The sequence below is a fragment of the Pandoraea sp. genome (assembly GCF_041919235.1).
Lineage (GTDB): Bacteria > Pseudomonadota > Gammaproteobacteria > Burkholderiales > Burkholderiaceae > Pandoraea.
Genome location: NZ_JAYRUC010000015.1, coordinates 15,250 through 34,305 on the forward strand (window position 1 = coordinate 15,250; position 19,056 = coordinate 34,305).

The window sequence follows — 19,056 nt, forward strand, 5'->3', positions numbered from 1 at the left end:
CGTCAGTGCGACTCCGCCAGGCGGGCGAGCCACTCGCGGCGCGCGTTGCCGCCGTCGGCTTCGGTATGTTCGCGGGCGGCCGCTTCGGCGCCATTCGCGTCGCCCGCAACGATGCGCGCGACAATCTCGCCATGCTCATGCCAGACGACTTCCCGCCTCGGCATTGCGTCGAGCGTTGCCGCCATCGCCCGCATGATATGCGGCCATTGCGGTGCAACCGTCTGCGCGATCAGCGGGTTGCCCGACGCGTCGTGAAGTGCCGTGTGGAACGCCACCTCGACCCTTACCTGATGCGCTACCGGCGCTTGTGATGTCAGGGCCATCCCGGCGGCGACGGCGTCTTGCAGCCGGCGAAGTTCGGGCTGCGGCAATGCCGCTTGCGCCATGCGTTCGGCCGCCAGCCGGGCGGCCAGGCCGTCGAGCGCCGTGCGCACCTGATAGAGCTGGCGCAGGTGATCGGCGTCGATGGCGGCGACTTCCAGCCCTTGGCGCCCGCTATCGCAGACCAACCCGTCGCGCTTGAGCAACTGCAAGGCGTGGCTGACAGGTTGACGCGATACACCCAGTGACTCGGCCAGCTCGGCCTGGCGGATGCGCTCGCCCGGGGGCAGTGTGAGATCGGCAATGGCGTCGCGCAGGCGCGAATACACCAGATCGATCAGCACTGGCGTGCTGGCCAGCGGCGCAAGGGTCGGGAGGGGGGCCAAGGACGCCGCAGGGGTGAGTGGCAGGTCGGCGGCTGGCGAATCGGTGCAAGCGGCGGCGGGTGGCATGGGTTTCCGGAGCCGGTTGGCATCGGTGATATATGGAATTCCGAATTCTACGCGAGAGCGCGAGCGTCAGGGGCACGTATTTTTAATCGCCGGGTTTCGCTCGGAAGGCGCGATGTCGGGCGGCGTTTGGCGGCGTTTGGCGGCGTCGAGCGGCGTCGAGCGGTGGCGTTCGTCAGTCGCTCGGATCCAGTTCGGGGGGCGAAACGGGGGTGGCGCGGGCGGGGGTCTGGAGTAATGCCTGCACCGTCGTTCGAGTGCGCTGCAGACGGCGAGCGAGGGCCCAGGCGTCGGCTTCGGAGTCGAACAGACCGACGATCAGATGAGGCTCCGCGGCAAAACCATCGGAAAACAGGCCGATATTCTTGGCGATCATCTCACTCGCGCGCTCGACGGAGACGGTGTACTGACGTGGCGAGCGGTACTGATTGATGACAACGGCAAAGGCGCGGGAGAACGCGTCGGACATGCGGAAACCTCCTCTGTCGGCGTTGCGCCAAGCCCGGGACGACGACCGTCGGGGGTCCGCGCGAGCATTGCACTTCCGGAGATTGTAGGCGATGGCCGATGTGTGTGGGAGGTCAAAGCCGGAGAGGGCCATCTCAGTGCAGCGAGCCCGCGCCGCTACAAAAAAAGCCGCCGAGCGGTTCGGCGGCGCAACAGAGCGGGGGACGAAACAACCGAAAATCGCGTTCGCCGCGATGACGACGTCATGAGCGGTGCGCACGCGTCAGGCGGCGCGGCACGCAATCCGACGCGGGATTGCAATGCGATACTCAGAGAACGTCGGACGAAAGCCTTTCACCGCGTGCGAGACGCACGCCGATGACTTGCCTTCGTTCAGTGCAGCTTGACGCGCTCGCCGGCTACACGAACACCGGCAACGCCTCCATGACCAGCAGCGCCACGAGGGCGCCGATCACCGCACCGACGGCACGCAGACTATAGCGCGTGGCACGCGTGCTCACCGGAATGCCGCCAACGAGCAACGCACCGGCCACCGCCATCGGCAGGAACAACGTCAGGTCGTAGAAATTGAAGTGAAATGCGGGCATCGTTTTTGTCTCCTCACCTGAATTGCCCTTCCACTATAGGACGGTTGCGGAGGATGCCCAAGTTTGCTGCGATGCAGTATGCAGCGATGCCGGAACGGTGGGTCTGGGCGGTGTCAGTCGTCCTGGCGCACAGCGTGCATCTTGCGGCGCGCATTCCACAGTGCCATGTCCTTGCGTGTGCGTACGCGTTCGCCGGCAACAACGCCGGCAGGATGGGCGCTGGCGCTGGCGGTGGCGAGGGCAACGTCGTTCGCTTCACCGCGCGTTTGTACCATCAAGACGAGCGTCAGGAGTGAGGCGGCAAGCGCCAATAGAATCAGCTTCATAGAGCCCCCGGGGTCGAACATGGGTGAATCGGGTCGATGCCATGCATCGTCCTCGTCCTGACCGGCCCTCGAAGGGCGGACCGTGCCGGCGATGGTGGCGAGATGCGTCGGTGGTGCACTGCTCACGGACTACCTGGGTGCGCACGACTGCCTGTCGCGACGCCGCCGGGTCTGCCGGACGCGGCGCAATCTCAACGCGCGTCGCCCATGGCGCGACACAGGATAGCCTACGATTGTGACAACTCGGCTGAGCGCGCCTGAAATTGCCTCGTGCGCTGCGCGACACGTCGCTTCACGTCTTGTAACGTATAGCGACGCGTGCGGCGAAAAGTTGAGTGGTCCTGACGCTTATTTCGACACGGGCCGAAGACGCTTTCATGCGGCGTCTCGGCCCGTACCGTGGTGGCCGTCGGCTTACGGCTGACAGGAGGTGTCGTTGTGTGATGCGCTGGCTTGACCGGTGCGGCGTGCGCCGCTCTCGGGCAAGGCCATGGCCGCGAGCGACGCCAGTGCGGCGCCCGCCTGCGCGACCTCATGCATCACGTCCGGCGACGTCCCGAGCGCGACGGCGAGACCGGTCAGGCCGGCCCAGGTCGACGGTTCGAGCAGACGGGAGAGAAGAAATCGCATGATCAACCTCCTGGCGTCGTGTCGTCGCGTGTGGTCTTGCCGCCGAAGTAGAACGGTGTCATGTCGATATTCGACACGGTCGCCGTCTGCCCGAGGCCCTCATGCGCCGCGTTGGCGAGCACGCCGTTGTCCTGATCGATGGTCCAGGTGAAGAGTCCGCCCAGCCCGTTGCGACGTACATACTCGCCCTTGGCGCGCACCGTGCGCGGCGTGTCGAGCGACATGAACATTCCGCTCGACGGCTGATACAGGAAGTCGGCGTCGGCGACCGGGTCGGTATAGAGGACAAAGCCATTGCGCGCCGCACCGTTCTCGAGATCGAGGTAGTTGTACAGCACGTCGTAGTACTCCGTAGTGCCCGATTCAAAGGTGCCGGTGGTGATGCCATCGCCCGGAGAGTAGGTGCCCGAGAGCGCCGACACCTGCGCGATGTCCGCTTGAAGCGCGTTACGGGAATAGGCCGCATAACCGATATGCACCTTGGCGAGCGGCACGCCTGCCTGGCGCAGCCAGTTGACCGCCCGATCGATGGAGAAGCCGCTGGCGGCGGTCGGGTCCGTGTCGTGCAGGTTGGTATGGTGCGCGAGCGCCGGCGCCCACGGCGTGCCGAAGAAGTCGTAGGTCATCAGATTGAGACGCGACACGCCCGCCGCAATGAGGCCGGGCAGATTGGCCTTCGCCATGTCGTCGACGTTGGCCGACGCCGCGAGCGAAATCTCGACGTCCTTGCGCCCGGCGGCCGCGAGCGCCTTCTTCAGATCGCCAACCAGTGCGGCGTAGTTCGCACCGTCGTGATCGTCGTAGGTATTGCCGGTGTTGCCCGGCGCCCCGGGATATTCCCAGTCGATGTTGACCTCGACGAACATCGGAAAACGCTTGAACAAGTCCACGACGCTCGCACAGAACGTCTTGCGACGCGCGGCGCTTGCGGCCATGCCGTGGAACGCCTGGCTCATTGTCCAGCCACCGATCGCAAGCGCCAACTTCAACGCCGGGTTCTTTGCGTGGAGCTGCCGCAGGCCGCCGAGCAGGCCCTGGGCGCGCGACTGTTGGAACATCGGCATCACGTCGTTGCTGACCCAGCCGTCGAATCCGCAATTGCGATACGACAGTACGTCCCCCCAACTGTCGACGAACGTGGCCTGATCGGCACGGCGCACGAAGTCGGTGGCGGCGCGCGCAATCGTCTGGGCTTTCTCACCCTGATCGCCGACGATGCCCGCGAAGCCGACGATGAGACGGTCATAAGCAAAGGGATCGAGCAACATCAGGTCGACGCCGCGCCCCGCCGCCTCGTTGCTGAAGTCGCCATCGAGCCGTCCGTCGTACTGCGACCAGTCGGTGTAATAGCCCGAGACTTCGAAGCTGTTCTTCGCGTAACGGTTGTAGACGCGGCGAGCAACGCGTGCCGACGTATACGACAGTTGCGTCGTGCTGGTCGCCGGATCGAAACCGTTCTGTGCGTAGGTCGTCTCCGATGCGCCGTCGTGCGGGTCGCCGGAATAGACGAGGTCGCTTGGTGCGTCTGGGGCGGCACACTGCGTTGCGTTCGTCGAGAGGGGCGTCGTCAGAGAAGCGGGCGCGGCCATCGGAGTGCGCTGCGTAGGGGTGTCGGACATGATGAGGCTCCTGAGAGTGAATGGACGGATGCCGTCGCCGGGCGGTGCTTGCCGCCACGGCTTCGGCGTTACCAGCGTCGTGTCCGCTCAAGGCTCGCGCCAGCGCAAATGACGTGTCAGGGTGGAGAGGGCGCGCGGCAGCCGGGCCGCGACCCACGCGATCGTGCGATGCGCGAGGGAGGGCGATGCCGGTGTCGTGTTCGGGGCCGGGGCATCGCACGGCTCGAATCGGTAGCCGGTCCGGGGCACGGTGACGATGTGGCGATGCAGATCGAGCGGAATGAGCTTGCGGCGAAGGCGTGAGACGACCTGCATCAGATTCGTGTCGTCCTGATCGGGGCGCGCGGGCCACAGAAGCGCGATCAACGTACGTTTGTCATGAACGACGTTCGCGGGGCAGCGCAACGCGCACAGCAAGCGATATTCGAGCTGCGGAATGCGCACGACCACGCCGTTTCGATGCACCTCGCCGTAGCCGTCACGCGCAACGCCGTGCTGAAGCCGGGCGGCGTGCCATGACGTGTCGACGGCGTCAGTGACGCTCAGGCCCTTGGCTGACGCCCCATTGCGAGGTCCGGGAACTGCGCGTTGTACGGTGCCGGAGGGTTCGCTCACCTGCGGCGGGGTGTCGTCCTTCAGGCTGACGCAGTGTGCGGTGGCGGTGGGGGCATCGAAGCGATATCCCACGCGAGCCACGGTCACGATGGACCGTTGCAGTCCGAGCGGGGCGAGCGAGCGGCGGAGTCGCGAGACAAGCTGTACGAGTGCGGCGTCTTCCATCCATTGCGCGCGCGTCCCCCACAGCGCTTCCATCAGTGCGCGCTTGTCGAAGGCCGTGCCGGCGCGGGCCGAGAGCAGGACCAACAAACGCTTTTCCTGCTCCGACAGGCGTGCGGAAATGCCGCCGTGCTGCACGAGATTGGTGACCTCGTCGAGGTCGAACGGTGACGTAGGCATGAGGCGTTCCTTGTAATGAGTCAGGGACGCCAACCGTAGCGATGCGCGCGCGACTGTCACAAGGCGACAAGCGCGACACAGATGCCGTCATTCGATGCGCCAGGACGACGGCTGCGCGCATCGAGTGCCTTGGCGATGTCACGCGTCGTCTCGCGAGGTAACATAGCGGCCATAGGTGGCAACGACGCTTGCAACCGTGGCCGGGCCCGCCGGCGACACGGTGTTGCGGCGACACGGCGTCACGACCGATTTTCCGAACTCTCCCGGATTCCTTCATGCTCGAACTCATTTCCGAACACCGCTGTTTCGGTGGTGCGCAGCGCTTCTATCGCCATACGTCCACCGTCATCGGTCTGCCGATGCGTTTCTCGGTCTTCCTGCCGCCGCAGGTGCGCGATGGACGTTCGGTACCTGCGCTGTTCTATCTCGCGGGGCTCACCTGCACGGAAGAGACGTTCATGATCAAGGGCGGGGCGCAGTGGCTCGCCGCAGAACACGGCGTGGCGCTGATTTCGCCCGACACCAGTCCTCGTGGCGCGGGGGTGCCGGGTGAGACCGACGCATGGGATTTCGGCGTCGGCGCGGGCTTCTACCTCGATGCGACGCAAGCGCCGTGGTCGGCGCACTATCGCATGTACAGCTATATCGTCGACGAGCTCTATGGGTGCGTGACGCAGTCGTTGCCGATCGATGCTGGACGCATTGGCATCTTCGGTCACTCGATGGGCGGGCACGGCGCGTTGACGCTCGCATTGCGCAACCCTGACAAGTTCCGTTCGGTGTCGGCATTCGCGCCGATTGCGGCGCCGATGCATTGCCCCTGGGGCGAGAAGGCGTTCACGGGGTATCTGGGGCCGGATCGCGAGGCGTGGCGTCAATATGACGCGAGCGAACTCATGGCGAAGGCCGAAGAAGCGGTATTCCCGGGGGGTATCCTGATCGATCAGGGCTTGAACGACGCGTTTCTCGAAGCGCAATTGCATCCGGACATCTTCGAGCGCGCCTGCCGCGAGGCCGGCCAGCCGCTCAACCTGCGACGCCATCAAGGCTACGATCACGGGTACTACTTCATTCAGACCTTCATGGCGGATCATCTGTCGCATCACGCCGAGCATTTGCGCGCGTACTGATCCGCCCGGCCGAACGACGCGAGCGTGTCGCCGAAAGGCCCGAACGTGCCGACGCGACGCTGCGATGAGAACTGCGGTGTTGTTCCGACGATCGTGGACGCCGGCACCGGCGCCGGTGCCCCGCATCGGGGGTTCGGCGGCACGATGGCCGCCGCCCCCGAGGTTCGACGCGTTACTTTTTGGCCGAAATGATGGCGTCGGCCACGTTCTTCGGCGCTTCGGCGTAATGCTTGAACTCCATCGTATAAGTGGCGCGCCCTTGGGTGAGCGAGCGCAACGATGTCGAGTAGCCGAACATTTCGGACAGGGGCACTTCAGCGCGCACGATCTTGCCGCCGCCCACGATGTCGTCCATCCCTTGCATGATGCCGCGACGTCCGGAGAGGTCGCCCATCACGTTGCCCATGAATTCCTCGGGCGTCTCGACTTCCACGGCCATCATCGGTTCGAGCAGTACCGGTTCGGCTTTGCGCATGGCCTCCTTGAAAGCCATCGAACCGGCCATGCGGAACGCGTTCTCGTTCGAGTCCACATCGTGGTATGAGCCGAACGTGAGCGTGACTTTCACGTTGACGACCGGATAGCCGGCCACCACGCCGCTGTTGAGCGTCTCGCGAATGCCCTTGTCCACGGCCGGGATGTACTCGCGCGGCACCACGCCGCCCTTGATCGCGTCGACGAATTCGTACGGCTTGTCCTTGGCCGGCTCGAGCGTGATGACCACGTCGCCATACTGGCCGCGCCCGCCCGACTGCTTGACGAACTTGCCCTGAACGTCCTCGACTTTCCTGCGCACGGTTTCGCGATACGCGACCTGTGGCTTGCCGACCGTCGCCTCCACGCCGAACTCGCGGCGCATGCGGTCAACCAGAATCTCCAGGTGCAGCTCGCCCATGCCCGAGATGATCGTCTGACCGGACTCTTCGTCGGTCTTCACGCGGAACGACGGGTCTTCCTGTGCCAGCCGATTGAGGGCGAGCCCCATCTTCTCCTGGTCTGCCTTGGTCTTGGGCTCGACGGCCTGCGAGATCACCGGCTCCGGGAACTCCATCTTCTCGAGAATGATCACGGCGTTCGGATCGCACAGCGTGTCTCCGGTCGTGGCTTCCTTCAGACCGACCGCCGCCGCGATATCGCCGGCACGAACTTCCTTGATCTCGATGCGCTGGTTGGCGTGCATCTGCAAGATGCGCCCCAGGCGTTCCTTCTTGCCCTTGGTCGGGTTGAAGACGGTGCCACCCGAGTCGATCACGCCCGAATACACGCGGAAGAAGATCAGTTGGCCGACGAACGGGTCGGTCATGATTTTGAAGGCGAGGGCGGAGAACGGTTCGTCGTCTGACGGATGGCGCTCGATTTCCTTGTCGTCCTCGTCGTGACCGGCAATGGCGGGCACGTCGACGGGCGAAGGCAGGTAATCGATCACGGCGTCGAGCATGGCCTGCACGCCCTTGTTCTTAAAGGCGGTGCCGCACAGCATGGGCACGATCTCGCCCGCGACGGTGCGCTTGCGCAGCCCGGCCCGGATCTCCGCTTCGCTCAGCGTTTCGCCGCCGAGATACTTCTCGAGCAGCGCTTCATCGGCCTCGGCGGCGGCTTCGATCATCTTCTCGTGCCATTCCTGGGCGGTGTCCACGAGGTGGGCGGGAATGTCGACGTACTCGAACTTCACGCCCTTCGATTCCTCATCCCAGACGATGCCTTTCATCTTCACGAGATCGACCACGCCCTGGAAGTTGTCCTCGGCGCCGATCGGAATCTGAATGGGCACGGCATTGCCGCGCAGACGCTCGTGAATCTGCTTGTGCACTCGGAAGAAGTCGGCGCCCACGCGGTCCATCTTGTTGACGAACGCAATGCGCGGCACCTTGTACTTATTGGCTTGCCGCCAGACCGTCTCGGACTGCGGCTGCACGCCGCCCACCGAGTCGTAGACCATGCATGCGCCGTCGAGCACGCGCATCGAACGCTCGACTTCAATGGTGAAGTCGACGTGGCCGGGCGTGTCGATGATGTTGATGCGATGTTCCGGATAGTTGCCGGCCATGCCGCGCCAGAAGCAGGTCGTCGCCGCTGACGTGATGGTGATGCCGCGCTCCTGTTCCTGCTCCATCCAGTCCATCGTGGCGGCGCCTTCATGGACTTCGCCCAGCTTGTGATTGACGCCTGTGTAGAACAGGATGCGCTCGGTCGTCGTTGTCTTGCCTGCGTCGATGTGAGCGCTGATGCCGATGTTTCGGTAGCGCTCGATGGGGGTCTTTCGGGCCACGGTGCACCTCTTTTCCAGACGGTGGGAGAAAGCATAGCAGCAGCCATCATACTCCAACGGCGCAACGCCGCGCAGGCGGTGACATCGGCCGGAAGTCCAGCAGACACGGGGATTTGCGCCGCCGTCGCCCGCTCGACGAGTGCGGCATTCTCCGAGGCACGCTCACCATCGGCGTGACGAAGATGTTGCCCTGCGCGACGCGGCGCACGTCCCCCGTATGCCGGTCACGCGCTGCACGTCGTGTACGATTATCGCCGTCGCGCATCTGCGTCGAGCCTGGCAGAAGGGCAGAAGGCCAGAAGGGCGGAAGGGCAGCAAGACGAGCGGTGCCGAGAATGCCGGACCGTTCGCTGGACGTTCGCTAGACGAGGCGAACGGCATAGATGGGAGGCAAGTGCGCGGACAGGCATTCCCACTGATCGCCCGCATTGTCGCTGATCCACAGCGCACCCGTTGTCGAGCCCATTGCGAGCGTGCGGCCGGTGGCGTCGATATCCAGTCCGTGGCGATAGATGAGATCGTAGGACGGCAGCTCCGGCAGCCCGTTCGAGAGGGTTGTGAACGACTCGCCGCCGTCGCGCGTGCGTATGACCACAAGGCGAGCGTCGACGGGAATGCGACACGCGTCGCGCTGCGCGGGGACGAACCACGCGACATCGGGGTCGTGCGGGTCGACGGCGACGGCGAAGCCAAAGCTCGACGGTGACGCCTGAATTCGTCGCCAGGACGCGCCGTAATCGAGGGTGCGGAAGATGCCATTGTGATGCTGTGCCCACAAAGCGTTGGGGGCGTCGCGGCATTGCACGAGACGGTGGACGTCCTGCGCATTCGGATCGAACCTGCGCTCGGGCGGCATGTAATCGGCCTCCATGCCGCTAGCCGCGAGCGCCCAGGTGCGGCCGTCATCGCGCGTGCGCCAGACACCGCCTGTCGATACCGCGATCGTGACCTGACGGCTATCGTGCGGATCGATGCAGATCGAATGAATGCCCGCGTGATCGTAGCCACCGCCCATCCACTCAGCGCGCTCAGGCCGCTCCCACAGGCTCTGCACGAGGTCCCAATGCTGTCCGTGGTCGCTGGAGCGGAACAGGCCGCCGGGAATCGTACCGGCCCAGAGGACGCCGGGGGCGTCGGCACCCGCTGCTTCGAGCGACCAGAGAAGTTCTACCGATGGCGCGTGAGGGTCGGTGGCGGGTGCGTCGGACTGCTGGGTTTGCCGCGCGAACGCGGGTGGGGCGAGTTCGACCCAGGCGCTCGCATCGCGCGCGCGGCGCCAGAGCTTGACGCCGAAATGGCCCAGATTGAGTGCGGCGTAATCGGTGCCGTCGCGCGCGTCGTGCAACACCATGCTGACCGGCTCGCCAGGGAAATCGGGCGTGCTCGACGTCAGGCGCCAAGTCGCGCTCTCACGCCGCCAGGTGAACAATCCCTTGCGGGTGGCGACCAGCAGCGTTGCTCCGGTGACATGTTCCACGATCATTCTCCTTGGCTGGCGCGAGTCTTGTCCAATGCTTGCGTGTTCAGCGCCTTCGTCCGCCTTGCCCGAGTTGTCCACCGCATCCACCGCATCCACCGCATCCGCCGCATCCACCGCATCCGCCGCATCCATCCCGTCAGCATTGTCGGTCGCATCGGCTTCATCGTCCTTACCCGCCCGAGAGCGCCTGCGCAACGTACACGCGGCTGGCATCGGTCAGCGTGTCGCTTAGCGTGTGGCGGTCGCGGATCAACCGGCCATCGACAAAGACCGCCACGTGCGCACGCAAGCGTCCCTGATCGTTGAACAGGTAGCCGCGCAACGCTGGCGCGTGTGCGACGCATTGCGCGAGCACGTCATGGACGGTCAGTCCGTCGATGGTCTGCTCGTCCACATCGACGTGACGCCGGATGGCGGGTGCGAAAGTGACGGTTGTCATGACCCTGTCGTGCGCTGGCCGTCGCGGCCAACGGGCCGCAACGCCGTGAGTGTGAGGTTTCCAGTGTAGACAATGAGGATCGTTCTCACAGCGTGCATTGCAGCACTGTTGCAGGTTTGCCGCGCGATGGACGTCTGCGATCAACGCATATGACGGCCTGGTGCCGAGCAAGGGGCGCTGTTGTGCGTCCTTTGAATGACGGGCTTCGAGGATCGACGCGTGTGAAGCGTCGTCGCAGGGTATGGCCTCGCATATCGGACACTCCCCAATCCACTTCACCGCATTATTGTTCACCATTATCGGAGTGCCCGCGAGCGCAGTGCCGCTGGCAAATTCCAGGAGGGAGCAATGGCAAAAAACCGAGGGAAAGACATTGGCATGGGACGTTGGTCGGACGCGGCGATCAAGCGTCAGTGGCGATTGCACAAGGCGGGCGAGGCCTCGCAGACGGAGGACTCGATGGTCAAGCGGCCGCCGGAGATCGCGAAGCGCGAAGGTTACTTCGTCTGGAGCGTACGTCAGGCGGCGTTTGTCGGCCGACACGACGGTGCTTCGAGCGGAGGCGGGCGCCATTACGCGACGTGTACGGCGCAGGCGAAGCGCTACGCAAGCGTTGCGCAGGCAAGAGCCGCGGGGGACGCGTTGGTCGGGGGCGTGCTGATCCTGTATGGCTACGCCGCCAATACCCCGCTGTACGTCGTTGGGCGATGACGGCGTGCGCTGGTCCGAGGGCTGGCGTTACTTGCCCAGTTCGTGCCCGATGACCCCGCCGACGACGGCGCCGCCGATGGTCCCGGCGGTGCTGCCGCCGGTGGCTTCATGGCCGATGACCCCGCCAGCGGCGGCGCCGCCGAGGGTGCACCCGACGAGGGACGCGCCCATCGCGAGCGCGGTGATGACAACGAGAATCGCTTTCGTCGTTTTCATGATGCGTCTCCTGAGGCTGAGGCAAGTGCCGGCGGCCTGTCGCGCGGCGATATGAGTCCAGCTTAGTTGGCAGGCGGTCCATGCACTATCGGTCGCTGCTGAATCGACTGTAGGAATGGGATGACAGACGGGCGAGAGGCGAGGTGGGGGGCAGAAACAGCAAGGGCCGCACCTTGTGCGGACCTCGCGATGCATCTGGTGGGGCGTGAGTGACTCGAACACTCGACCTACGGATTAAGAGTCCGCTGCTCTACCAACTGAGCTAACGCCCCGGTGCTACCGGGCACAAAAAAGGCTGCACGGCGCCGCAGCCTTTTCAGAATTCGTTTGGTGGGGCGTGAGTGACTCGAACACTCGACCTACGGATTAAGAGTCCGCTGCTCTACCAACTGAGCTAACGCCCCAACGAGACCGAGATAATATCGGCTCTTCCGCAGAGGGTCAACCCTAAATGGCGAAAATCCGCAAAAATGGCTCAGGCGAGCAGGGGAACCAGCTCGAACGCCAAGACGGCGACGACGGCGCCGACCACGATGAGCAGCGAGCGCCAGCACATTCGGATGGCCCCCTTGCAGGGCATTGCGCCGACGGCGATCGCACCGAATGCCGCGATCGCGAACATGCTCAGAAGTTGGGCGTTGGAAAGATGGGGCATGATCATGGTCGATTTCCCTGCCGATATCACGCGATTGGGAACGCGACTCAAGTATAGAAAATGGCCCCGCCGAAGCAAAGAGGCGCGGCCACCGGGATTTCCCCAGTGACCGCGCCGTGCGTTGCTACTTTGCGATCCGTCCGATTCAGTCGACGCGGACGCTGCAATTGGGCATCAACGTCATTCGGGCAGATCGAGAATCAGTACGATGGTCCACGCGTCTTCGCCTTCGTGATGGTACTGACGCTCGACCACGATAAACGGTTGCTTCTTGTCACCCTGCCCGAGGAAAAGTACGTCGCCTTCGGCCGGCATGCATTCGATCGGCGGTAGCGCGAGAGGGGTGCCCTTGGGGACGAGCCGTTCGGCCTTCTTCGCTGCGCGCTCGGTCCACTCGATATCGAATTCGATCTGACTCACCGGATGATCCTGTCTATGCAAATTGAAACGGCTGCATGGTAGCACGCAGCTTGTGCGGATCGAGAAAAAGCCGGCGCTTTGAGGCCGGGTGCACGACGGTTCCAAGGGCCTGCGCGGCCGCGCGAAAACGCTGGGCGCTCGGCGATTTGCCGACCGGAAACCGTCGCCATGGTGCTCGCAGCGGACGAAGCAACGCCACCCGCAGGTGGCGTTGGCGATGAGGCTGAAAGCGATATCGGCGCCCGGTTCAGCGGGTCGCGATGGCGATGGCGGCGCCCGCCATGACGGTGCCGGTTGCGCGATTCAGGCGTCGAACCGCACGTGCGGAACTGAGCAGTCGGCGTGCGCGGGAAGCGAGCGCGATGTAAGTGCCGAACACGACCGTGAGCACTGCCAGCGTCACACCCACGACTTCCAGATAGCCGAGCGCCGTGACCTGTTGCAGGTCGAGCAGGTTGGGCAGCAGCGCGAAATAGAACACGACGACTTTCGGGTTGCCCATCGTGACCGATAGGCCACCGAGAAACAGGCGCCACGACTTCTCGCGCGGCACGGCGGCCATGGGCTGCGTGGGTGCAATGCCCGGCGCGTGCCACATCTTCCACGCCAGATAGAGCAGGTAGGCCGCACCGGCGTATTTGATCGCCATGAACACGCCAGAGAACGTATGGGCAAGCGCGGCGACGCCCAGCACGGCGAGCGTGAGCCACACGACGTCGCCGATGGCAACGCCCGCTGTGAACGCGATCGCGCCCTGCGTGCCGCGTCCGAGCACGCGCGCCACGATGGCCGCAATGCCCGGCCCCGGCGTGCCGGCGCCCACGAACAAGGCCAGGGCGAAAGTGAGCAAATGTGTCCAGTCCATCTCGGCGTCTCCTCGCGTTGATGACGATCCGTCTTGTCTGAAAAGTGGTGCGATCCTGCCGCTGACGTGCAGCCGCTCAGGCACCCAGCCATGGAAGCCCGCGGAAGCACCAGCCGCTCACCGTCTTGCGGTGACCTTCGCTGTCCTTGTCGCCTTCGAAACCTTCCAGAATGTCGAACGACTGCGTGTAACCGGCCTCAAAGGCGACTTTCGCCGCCGCCTTCGAACGGGCGGCGCTACGGCACAAGAACAACAACGGTGCGTTCTTGTCGGGCGTCTGAGTGGCGAGTTGCTCGAGGAAATGCTCGTTCGGTACGCCGCCCGGGTACCGTACCCATTCGACATTGGCGTACTGGCCATCGGGCACTTGCGGTCGACCGACCCAGTCGAGTTCCGCGCGCGTGCGCACGTCGATCAGGCGAACGTTGGCATTGGCGTCGAGCAACGCCAGGGCTTCTTCAGGCGTGACGGCGCCCGAGTAGGCAAGTTGGGCGCTGGCTCGGCGTTGGGCAGCTTGCTCGAGAATGGATTTGGCGCTTGTCATATTGCTGTGATCTCGTGAGTCGAAGGTGATGTCTCATTCTAGCGTGCACTTTGAGCGAGATGCGCTTTACGTGACGTCGCGGCCCTTGGCCGCGCGACGTGCATGGCATGTGACGGTGTTTGGCTGCAGACTGTGACGGCGCATCACGGCGCGCATTGCCGCGCATTACGGCGGTGCATGGCGATGCACAACTTCGGCTCCTGGGCGTCGCTCGAAAGCACACAAAAGGTGCATAATCCACCGATGCACCAATAAAGTGATGTTTGGGGTGATATTGCACCATGATGGAGAAATAGAGCCCGTGAGCGGGAATTCGATGCTGGACGCACCAGAATCGATTATTTCCTTAGAAATCAGAGGGCGGGGGTGGGGCTGGATGGATTGGCGGGGCGTTGGCACGCTTCCTGCTTAACATTGGCGAATCCGAACACGGAGTTCGTTAAGAGGGTGCGGCGACGCGGGCGATAAGCGCCAGCAGCGCCAGATTGAATCTTTCTGGAGATAGCATGAGCAAATCTGTGGCAGATGTGATGAATCTGGTTAAGGAAGAAGACGTCAAGTTCGTCGACTTCCGCTTTACCGATACGCGCGGCAAGGAGCAACACGTCTCGGTGCCGGTGTCGCACTTCGACGCTGACAAGTTCGAGAGCGGCCATGCTTTCGACGGTTCGTCGATTGCCGGCTGGAAGGGCATCGAAGCCTCGGACATGCTGCTGGTGCCGGACGCGAACACTGCCTATATCGATCCGTTCTATGAAGAGAACACGCTGGTGCTGACCTGCGACGTGATCGAGCCGGCCGACGGCAAGGGCTACGACCGCGATCCGCGTTCCATCGCCAAGCGCGCCGAAGCCTACCTGAAGAGCACGGGCCTGGGCGATACGGCCTACTTCGGTCCGGAGCCGGAATTCTTCATCTTCGACTCGGTCCAGTGGAGCACGGACATGTCGGGCACGTTTGTGCGCGTGAATTCGGAAGAAGCCCCGTGGTCGTCGTCGAAGGACTTCGAAGGCGGCAATACCGGTCACCGTCCGGGCGTGAAGGGCGGCTACTTCCCGGTGGCACCGGTCGACTCGTTCCAGGATATGCGCTCGGAAATGTGCCTGTTGCTCGAGCAACTCGGCGTGCCGGTGGAGGTGCACCACCACGAAGTGGCGGGCCAGGGGCAGAACGAAATCGGCACGAAGTTCTCGACGCTGGTCGAGCGCGCCGACTGGACGCAGATCCTGAAGTACGTTGTGCACAACGTTGCACATAGCTATGGCAAGACGGCGACGTTCATGCCGAAGCCGATCGTCGGCGACAACGGCTCGGGCATGCACATTCACCAGTCGGTCTGGAAGGATGGTCAGAACCTGTTCGCCGGTAATGGCTACGGCGGTCTGTCGGAGTTCGCGTTGTACTACATCGGCGGCATCATCAAGCATGCACGCGCGCTGAACGCGATCACGAACCCGTCGACCAACTCGTACAAGCGTCTGGTGCCGCACTTCGAAGCCCCAGTGAAACTGGCCTATTCGGCCCGGAACCGTTCGGCCTCGATCCGCATTCCGTACGTTGCCAATCCGAAGGGCCGCCGCATCGAAGCGCGCTTCCCGGACCCGATGGCCAACCCGTATCTGGCCTTCTCGGCGATGCTGATGGCCGGTCTGGACGGCGTGCAGAACAAGATCCACCCGGGCGAGGCTGCCGACAAGAACCTGTACGACCTGCCGCCGGAAGAGGATGCAAAGATCCCGACCGTGTGCTCGAGCCTCGAACAGGCGCTGGAGTACCTGAACGAAGACCGCGAGTTCCTGACCCGGGGCGGCGTGTTCACGGACGGCATGCTCGATTCGTACATCGCACTCAAGACGGAAGAAGCGCGCCGTGTGGCCATGACCACGCACCCGCTCGAGTTCGAACTGTACTACTCGCTGTAATCGAATCGCTGCGCAGGGAATGCGCCGGCATGACGGAACGCCAGCGGCCGACCGTCATGCTCGACAGGCAAGGGGGATGGCCGCGGCCGTCCCCCTTTTTTATCCGCCGCGCGCATTCGCCACGTAGCCAGCCATGAATCTATCGCCTCGATCCTTGATGAAAAGTGTCCGCGCTGGTGCGAAAGGGCAGACAACGCGCGCTTCGCACGCCGTTGCCGCTGACGATACCCATGCCACCGATATGATGACCGACGCGACCGGCCCTACGTCCACGCCGCAGGTGAGCGTCGACCCGTGGGAGGTGAGTCTCGCGGCGACCGGCATCCTGCCTGGTCTCGAGGCGCTGCCGACCGTATTGCTGGTACTTGAGAAGCACACGCTTCGCATCGTGTTCGCCAACCCGGCCGCCGAGGCGTTGCTTGCGCTCTCGCGCCGCTCACTCTCGCAGATGACGTGGAACGACGTGTTCACGAACGGCGACGTGCTGGCATCGACGATGGTCGATCTCATCGCCAATCGCTTTCAGACAACGCGCCTCGATCTGGTGCTTGAGCGCACCGCGCAGGAGCCTTTGCACACGCACGCGATCGTTGCGGCCCCCGAGGCTGCGCCAGACTTCGTGATCGTCGAGTTGATCGAGAACGAGCAGAAGCTCAAGAACGAGCGTGAAGAGCGCATCATCGATCAGGCGTTGATGAACAAGCAGCTCATCCGCAATCTGGCGCATGAAATCAAGAATCCGCTGGGCGGGATTCGTGGCGCGGCGCAGTTGCTGGAGTTCGAGCTCGATCAGCGTGAGCTGCGCGAGTACACGCAGGTCATCATCAAGGAGTCCGACAGGCTGCAAACGCTGGTCGATCGCCTGCTCGAACCGCATCGCCACCCGTACATCGCCACCGACGTCAATATCCACGAAGTCTGCGAGCGCGTGCGCTCGGTGGTGCTCGCCGAGTTCCCGCAGGGTCTGTCGATCGAGCGCGACTATGACGTGAGCCTGCCCGATTTTCGCGGCGACAAGGAGCAACTCATTCAGGCGCTGCTCAACATTGTGCGCAACGGTGCCGAAGCGCTGCGCGAGCAGATCGCGCGGGGCGACGCGCGCATCGTGTTGCGCACGCGGGTCGCGCGAAAGATCACGATTGCCAAACGATTGCACAAGCTGGCATTGGAATTGCATGTGATCGACAACGGGCCCGGCATTCCCGCCGATATTCGCGATCGCATTTTCTATCCGCTCGTTTCCGGGCGTGATGGCGGAAGTGGTCTTGGACTCACTCTGGCGCAATCGTTCGTGCAGCGCCACGACGGTCTGATCGAATGCGAAAGCCGGCCCGGACGGACGGATTTCCGAATCCTGCTGCCCCTGGGCTGATGCGGCCCTCACGCCGTCGGCCGTACACCTGCGGCCGGGCATAGACGTTACACGGTGAACAATGAAGCCGATCTGGATAGTAGACGACGACCAATCGATTCGATGGGTGCTGGAAAAAGCGCTCACGCGTGCCAATCTGCCGGTGCGCAGCTTTACAGGCCCGCGCGAAGCAAGCGCCGCGCTCGAACACGACTCGCCGCAGGTGCTGGTCTCGGACATCCGCATGGCGGGCGGGTCCGGGCTCGAACTGCTGCAAACGGTCAAGCAGCGGCACCCCGGGCTGCCGGTCATCATCATGACCGCATTCTCGGATCTCGATAGCGCCGTGGCGGCGTTTCAGGGCGGTGCGTTCGAGTATCTGGCCAAGCCGTTCGATGTGGATCGTGCGGTGGAGCTGATTCTGCGCGCGGTCGAAGAGAGCCTGCGCGAGGCGACCGACGACGAGCGCATCACGGAAGAACCCGAGATTCTCGGACAGGCGAGCGCGATGCAGGACGTGTTCCGGGCGATCGGTCGTCTGTCGCATTCGAGTGCGACGGTGCTCATCACCGGCGAGTCGGGTTCGGGCAAGGAACTGGTCGCGCGTGCACTGCATCGCCATTCGCCGCGCGCTTCGGGACCGTTCATTGCGCTCAACACGGCAGCCATTCCGAAGGATTTACTGGAGTCCGAACTGTTCGGTCACGAGCGTGGTGCATTCACGGGAGCACAGGCTACGCGGCGCGGACGCTTCGAGCAGGCCGAGAGCGGCACGCTGTTCCTCGATGAAATCGGCGACATGCCGCTGGATTTGCAGACGCGTTTGCTCCGGGTGCTATCGGACGGCAACTATTACCGCGTGGGTGGGCACAGTCCGATCAAGGCGAACGTTCGTGTGATCGCCGCGACGCACCAGAATCTGGAAGATCGCGTGCGTCAGGGGCTGTTTCGCGAGGATTTGTATCATCGCTTGAACGTGATTCGGCTGCGTCTGCCGTCGCTGCGTGAGCGCAGTGAGGATATTCCGCTTCTGGTGCGCCACTTTCTGCAGAAAAGCGCGCGCGAACTGGGTGTCGAGACGAAACGGATCAGCGAAGCGGCGCTGGTGCACCTGACGCGTTTTCCGTTTCCCGGCAACGTACGCCAACTGGAAAATCTGAGCAACTGGCTGACGGTCATGGCCCCGGCCCAGACGGTGGAGATCAAGGATCTGCCGCCGGAGTTTCAGGCGCCGGCATTGTCGACGGCGGTCGGCGCCGGTGCGGCGGCGAGCCTGTCTGCGTACGCCACCGTGTCAACCCCCGCGGCCACCGCGTCGGTGCCCTCGACGCCCGGCTTCGGTGGTGTCGGACCCGCGACCTCCGGTGCCGCTGCGGGAACGGGCGGTGCATCTGCGGCCACGAGCCCGGCCGGGCACGCGGCCGATACGGCCGGCGCCGAGAGCTGGGAGCCGATCCTGCGCCGTGAGGTAGCGCGCCTGCTTCGCTCGGCATCGCCCGATGTCATGGACCAGTTGACACGCCGTTTCGAGACCGCGCTTATCAACGAGGCGCTCGATTTCACGCGCGGGCGAAAGGTCGAGGCAGCGAGCCGCCTTGGCATTGGCCGCAACACCATCACACGCAAGATCCAGGAGTTGGGGCTGGAAACCTGACGCTAATCACGGTAGGCTCCCTGGTTTGACCATTCAGCGACAA

The 19,056-nt window shown here is 63.9% G+C and carries 19 protein-coding genes, 2 tRNA genes and 1 pseudogene; 5 read left to right on the forward strand and 17 right to left on the reverse strand.

All coding sequences use genetic code 11. The annotated features are described in order from the left end of the window. Positions 1-2: 2 nt before the first annotated feature. The 7 genes from ACE3UG_RS13415 to ACE3UG_RS13445 form a co-directional block, all read right to left on the reverse strand. Entirely contained in the window at positions 3-773 is a 771-nt protein-coding gene (locus tag ACE3UG_RS13415; RefSeq protein ID WP_374624609.1) for a GntR family transcriptional regulator, read from the reverse strand. A 172-nt stretch (positions 774-945) separates the two neighbouring features. Beyond that, complete coding sequence (locus ACE3UG_RS13420; protein ID WP_374624611.1) at positions 946-1,239, reverse strand: hypothetical protein; 294 nt, start codon at positions 1,237-1,239, stop codon at positions 946-948. Positions 1,240-1,636: 397 nt separating this feature from the next. Beyond that, complete coding sequence (locus tag ACE3UG_RS13425) at positions 1,637-1,825, reverse strand: hypothetical protein (RefSeq protein WP_374624613.1); 189 nt, start codon at positions 1,823-1,825, stop codon at positions 1,637-1,639. 113 nt (positions 1,826-1,938) lie between these two features. Further along, positions 1,939-2,151, reverse strand: coding sequence for a hypothetical protein (locus ACE3UG_RS13430; RefSeq protein WP_374624615.1), 213 nt, complete (start codon positions 2,149-2,151; stop codon positions 1,939-1,941). Between the two features lie 414 nt (positions 2,152-2,565). Next, complete coding sequence (locus tag ACE3UG_RS13435; RefSeq protein WP_374624617.1) at positions 2,566-2,781, reverse strand: hypothetical protein; 216 nt, start codon at positions 2,779-2,781, stop codon at positions 2,566-2,568. 2 nt (positions 2,782-2,783) lie between these two features. Further along, complete coding sequence (locus ACE3UG_RS13440; RefSeq protein ID WP_374624619.1) at positions 2,784-4,400, reverse strand: glycoside hydrolase family 18 protein; 1,617 nt, start codon at positions 4,398-4,400, stop codon at positions 2,784-2,786. 87 nt (positions 4,401-4,487) lie between these two features. Further along, positions 4,488-5,357 carry a winged helix-turn-helix domain-containing protein gene (locus ACE3UG_RS13445; protein WP_374624621.1) on the reverse strand — a complete coding sequence of 290 codons (870 nt, stop codon included), beginning with the start codon at positions 5,355-5,357 and terminating at the stop codon, positions 4,488-4,490. A 275-nt stretch (positions 5,358-5,632) separates the two neighbouring features. Between ACE3UG_RS13445 and fghA the strand changes: the two genes are divergently transcribed. Then, positions 5,633-6,487, forward strand: a complete 855-nt coding sequence (fghA, locus tag ACE3UG_RS13450) for an S-formylglutathione hydrolase (protein WP_374624623.1) — start codon at positions 5,633-5,635, stop codon at positions 6,485-6,487. 172 nt (positions 6,488-6,659) lie between these two features. Here the strand turns inward: fghA and fusA are convergent, their stop codons facing one another. The 3 genes from fusA to ACE3UG_RS13465 form a co-directional block, all read right to left on the reverse strand. Next, positions 6,660-8,756, reverse strand: a complete 2,097-nt coding sequence (gene fusA, locus ACE3UG_RS13455; protein WP_374624625.1) for an elongation factor G — start codon at positions 8,754-8,756, stop codon at positions 6,660-6,662. Between the two features lie 361 nt (positions 8,757-9,117). Beyond that, a complete protein-coding gene (locus tag ACE3UG_RS13460; protein WP_374624825.1) occupies positions 9,118-10,239 on the reverse strand; it encodes an exo-alpha-sialidase in 1,122 nt (373 codons plus the stop codon). A gap of 166 nt (positions 10,240-10,405) precedes the next feature. Then, complete coding sequence (locus tag ACE3UG_RS13465; RefSeq protein ID WP_374624627.1) at positions 10,406-10,675, reverse strand: MoaD/ThiS family protein; 270 nt, start codon at positions 10,673-10,675, stop codon at positions 10,406-10,408. Positions 10,676-11,023: 348 nt separating this feature from the next. Between ACE3UG_RS13465 and ACE3UG_RS13470 the strand changes: the two genes are divergently transcribed. Then, positions 11,024-11,386 carry a hypothetical protein gene (locus ACE3UG_RS13470; protein ID WP_374624629.1) on the forward strand — a complete coding sequence of 121 codons (363 nt, stop codon included), beginning with the start codon at positions 11,024-11,026 and terminating at the stop codon, positions 11,384-11,386. A 27-nt stretch (positions 11,387-11,413) separates the two neighbouring features. Here the strand turns inward: ACE3UG_RS13470 and ACE3UG_RS13475 are convergent, their stop codons facing one another. From ACE3UG_RS13475 to ACE3UG_RS13505, 7 genes are all read right to left on the reverse strand, one after another. Further along, a complete protein-coding gene (locus ACE3UG_RS13475) occupies positions 11,414-11,602 on the reverse strand; it encodes a glycine zipper 2TM domain-containing protein (RefSeq protein ID WP_374624631.1) in 189 nt (62 codons plus the stop codon). 196 nt (positions 11,603-11,798) lie between these two features. Further along, positions 11,799-11,874, reverse strand: a tRNA-Lys gene (locus tag ACE3UG_RS13480). A gap of 56 nt (positions 11,875-11,930) precedes the next feature. Further along, positions 11,931-12,006: transfer RNA gene (locus ACE3UG_RS13485), tRNA-Lys, on the reverse strand. Positions 12,007-12,077: 71 nt separating this feature from the next. Continuing rightward, on the reverse strand, positions 12,078-12,263 hold the full coding sequence (locus ACE3UG_RS13490) for a hypothetical protein (protein ID WP_374624633.1): 186 nt from the start codon (positions 12,261-12,263) through the stop codon (positions 12,078-12,080). 174 nt (positions 12,264-12,437) lie between these two features. Then, the gene (locus ACE3UG_RS13495) at positions 12,438-12,677 is read right to left on the reverse strand and encodes a DNA-binding protein (RefSeq protein WP_374624635.1); all 240 of its coding nucleotides are present in this window, start codon (positions 12,675-12,677) and stop codon (positions 12,438-12,440) included. Positions 12,678-12,924: 247 nt separating this feature from the next. Further along, a complete protein-coding gene (locus ACE3UG_RS13500) occupies positions 12,925-13,542 on the reverse strand; it encodes a LysE family translocator (protein ID WP_374624637.1) in 618 nt (205 codons plus the stop codon). A 76-nt stretch (positions 13,543-13,618) separates the two neighbouring features. Further along, positions 13,619-14,086: a rhodanese-like domain-containing protein gene (locus ACE3UG_RS13505; RefSeq protein ID WP_374624639.1), complete on the reverse strand. Its 468-nt coding sequence runs from the start codon at positions 14,084-14,086 to the stop codon at positions 13,619-13,621. Between the two features lie 506 nt (positions 14,087-14,592). On the opposite strand from ACE3UG_RS13505, the gene glnA reads away from it, so the two are divergent. The 3 genes and pseudogenes from glnA (at position 14,593) to ntrC (ending at position 19,013) form a co-directional block, all read left to right on the forward strand. Next, the gene (gene glnA, locus ACE3UG_RS13510; protein ID WP_374624641.1) at positions 14,593-16,008 is read left to right on the forward strand and encodes a type I glutamate--ammonia ligase; all 1,416 of its coding nucleotides are present in this window, start codon (positions 14,593-14,595) and stop codon (positions 16,006-16,008) included. A gap of 307 nt (positions 16,009-16,315) precedes the next feature. Further along, positions 16,316-17,380, forward strand: a pseudogene (gene glnL, locus ACE3UG_RS13515) (nitrogen regulation protein NR(II)); the annotation flags it as partial. 61 nt (positions 17,381-17,441) lie between these two features. After that, on the forward strand, positions 17,442-19,013 hold the full coding sequence (ntrC, locus tag ACE3UG_RS13520) for a nitrogen regulation protein NR(I) (RefSeq protein ID WP_374624643.1): 1,572 nt from the start codon (positions 17,442-17,444) through the stop codon (positions 19,011-19,013). The last annotated feature ends 43 nt before the right edge of the window (positions 19,014-19,056 follow it).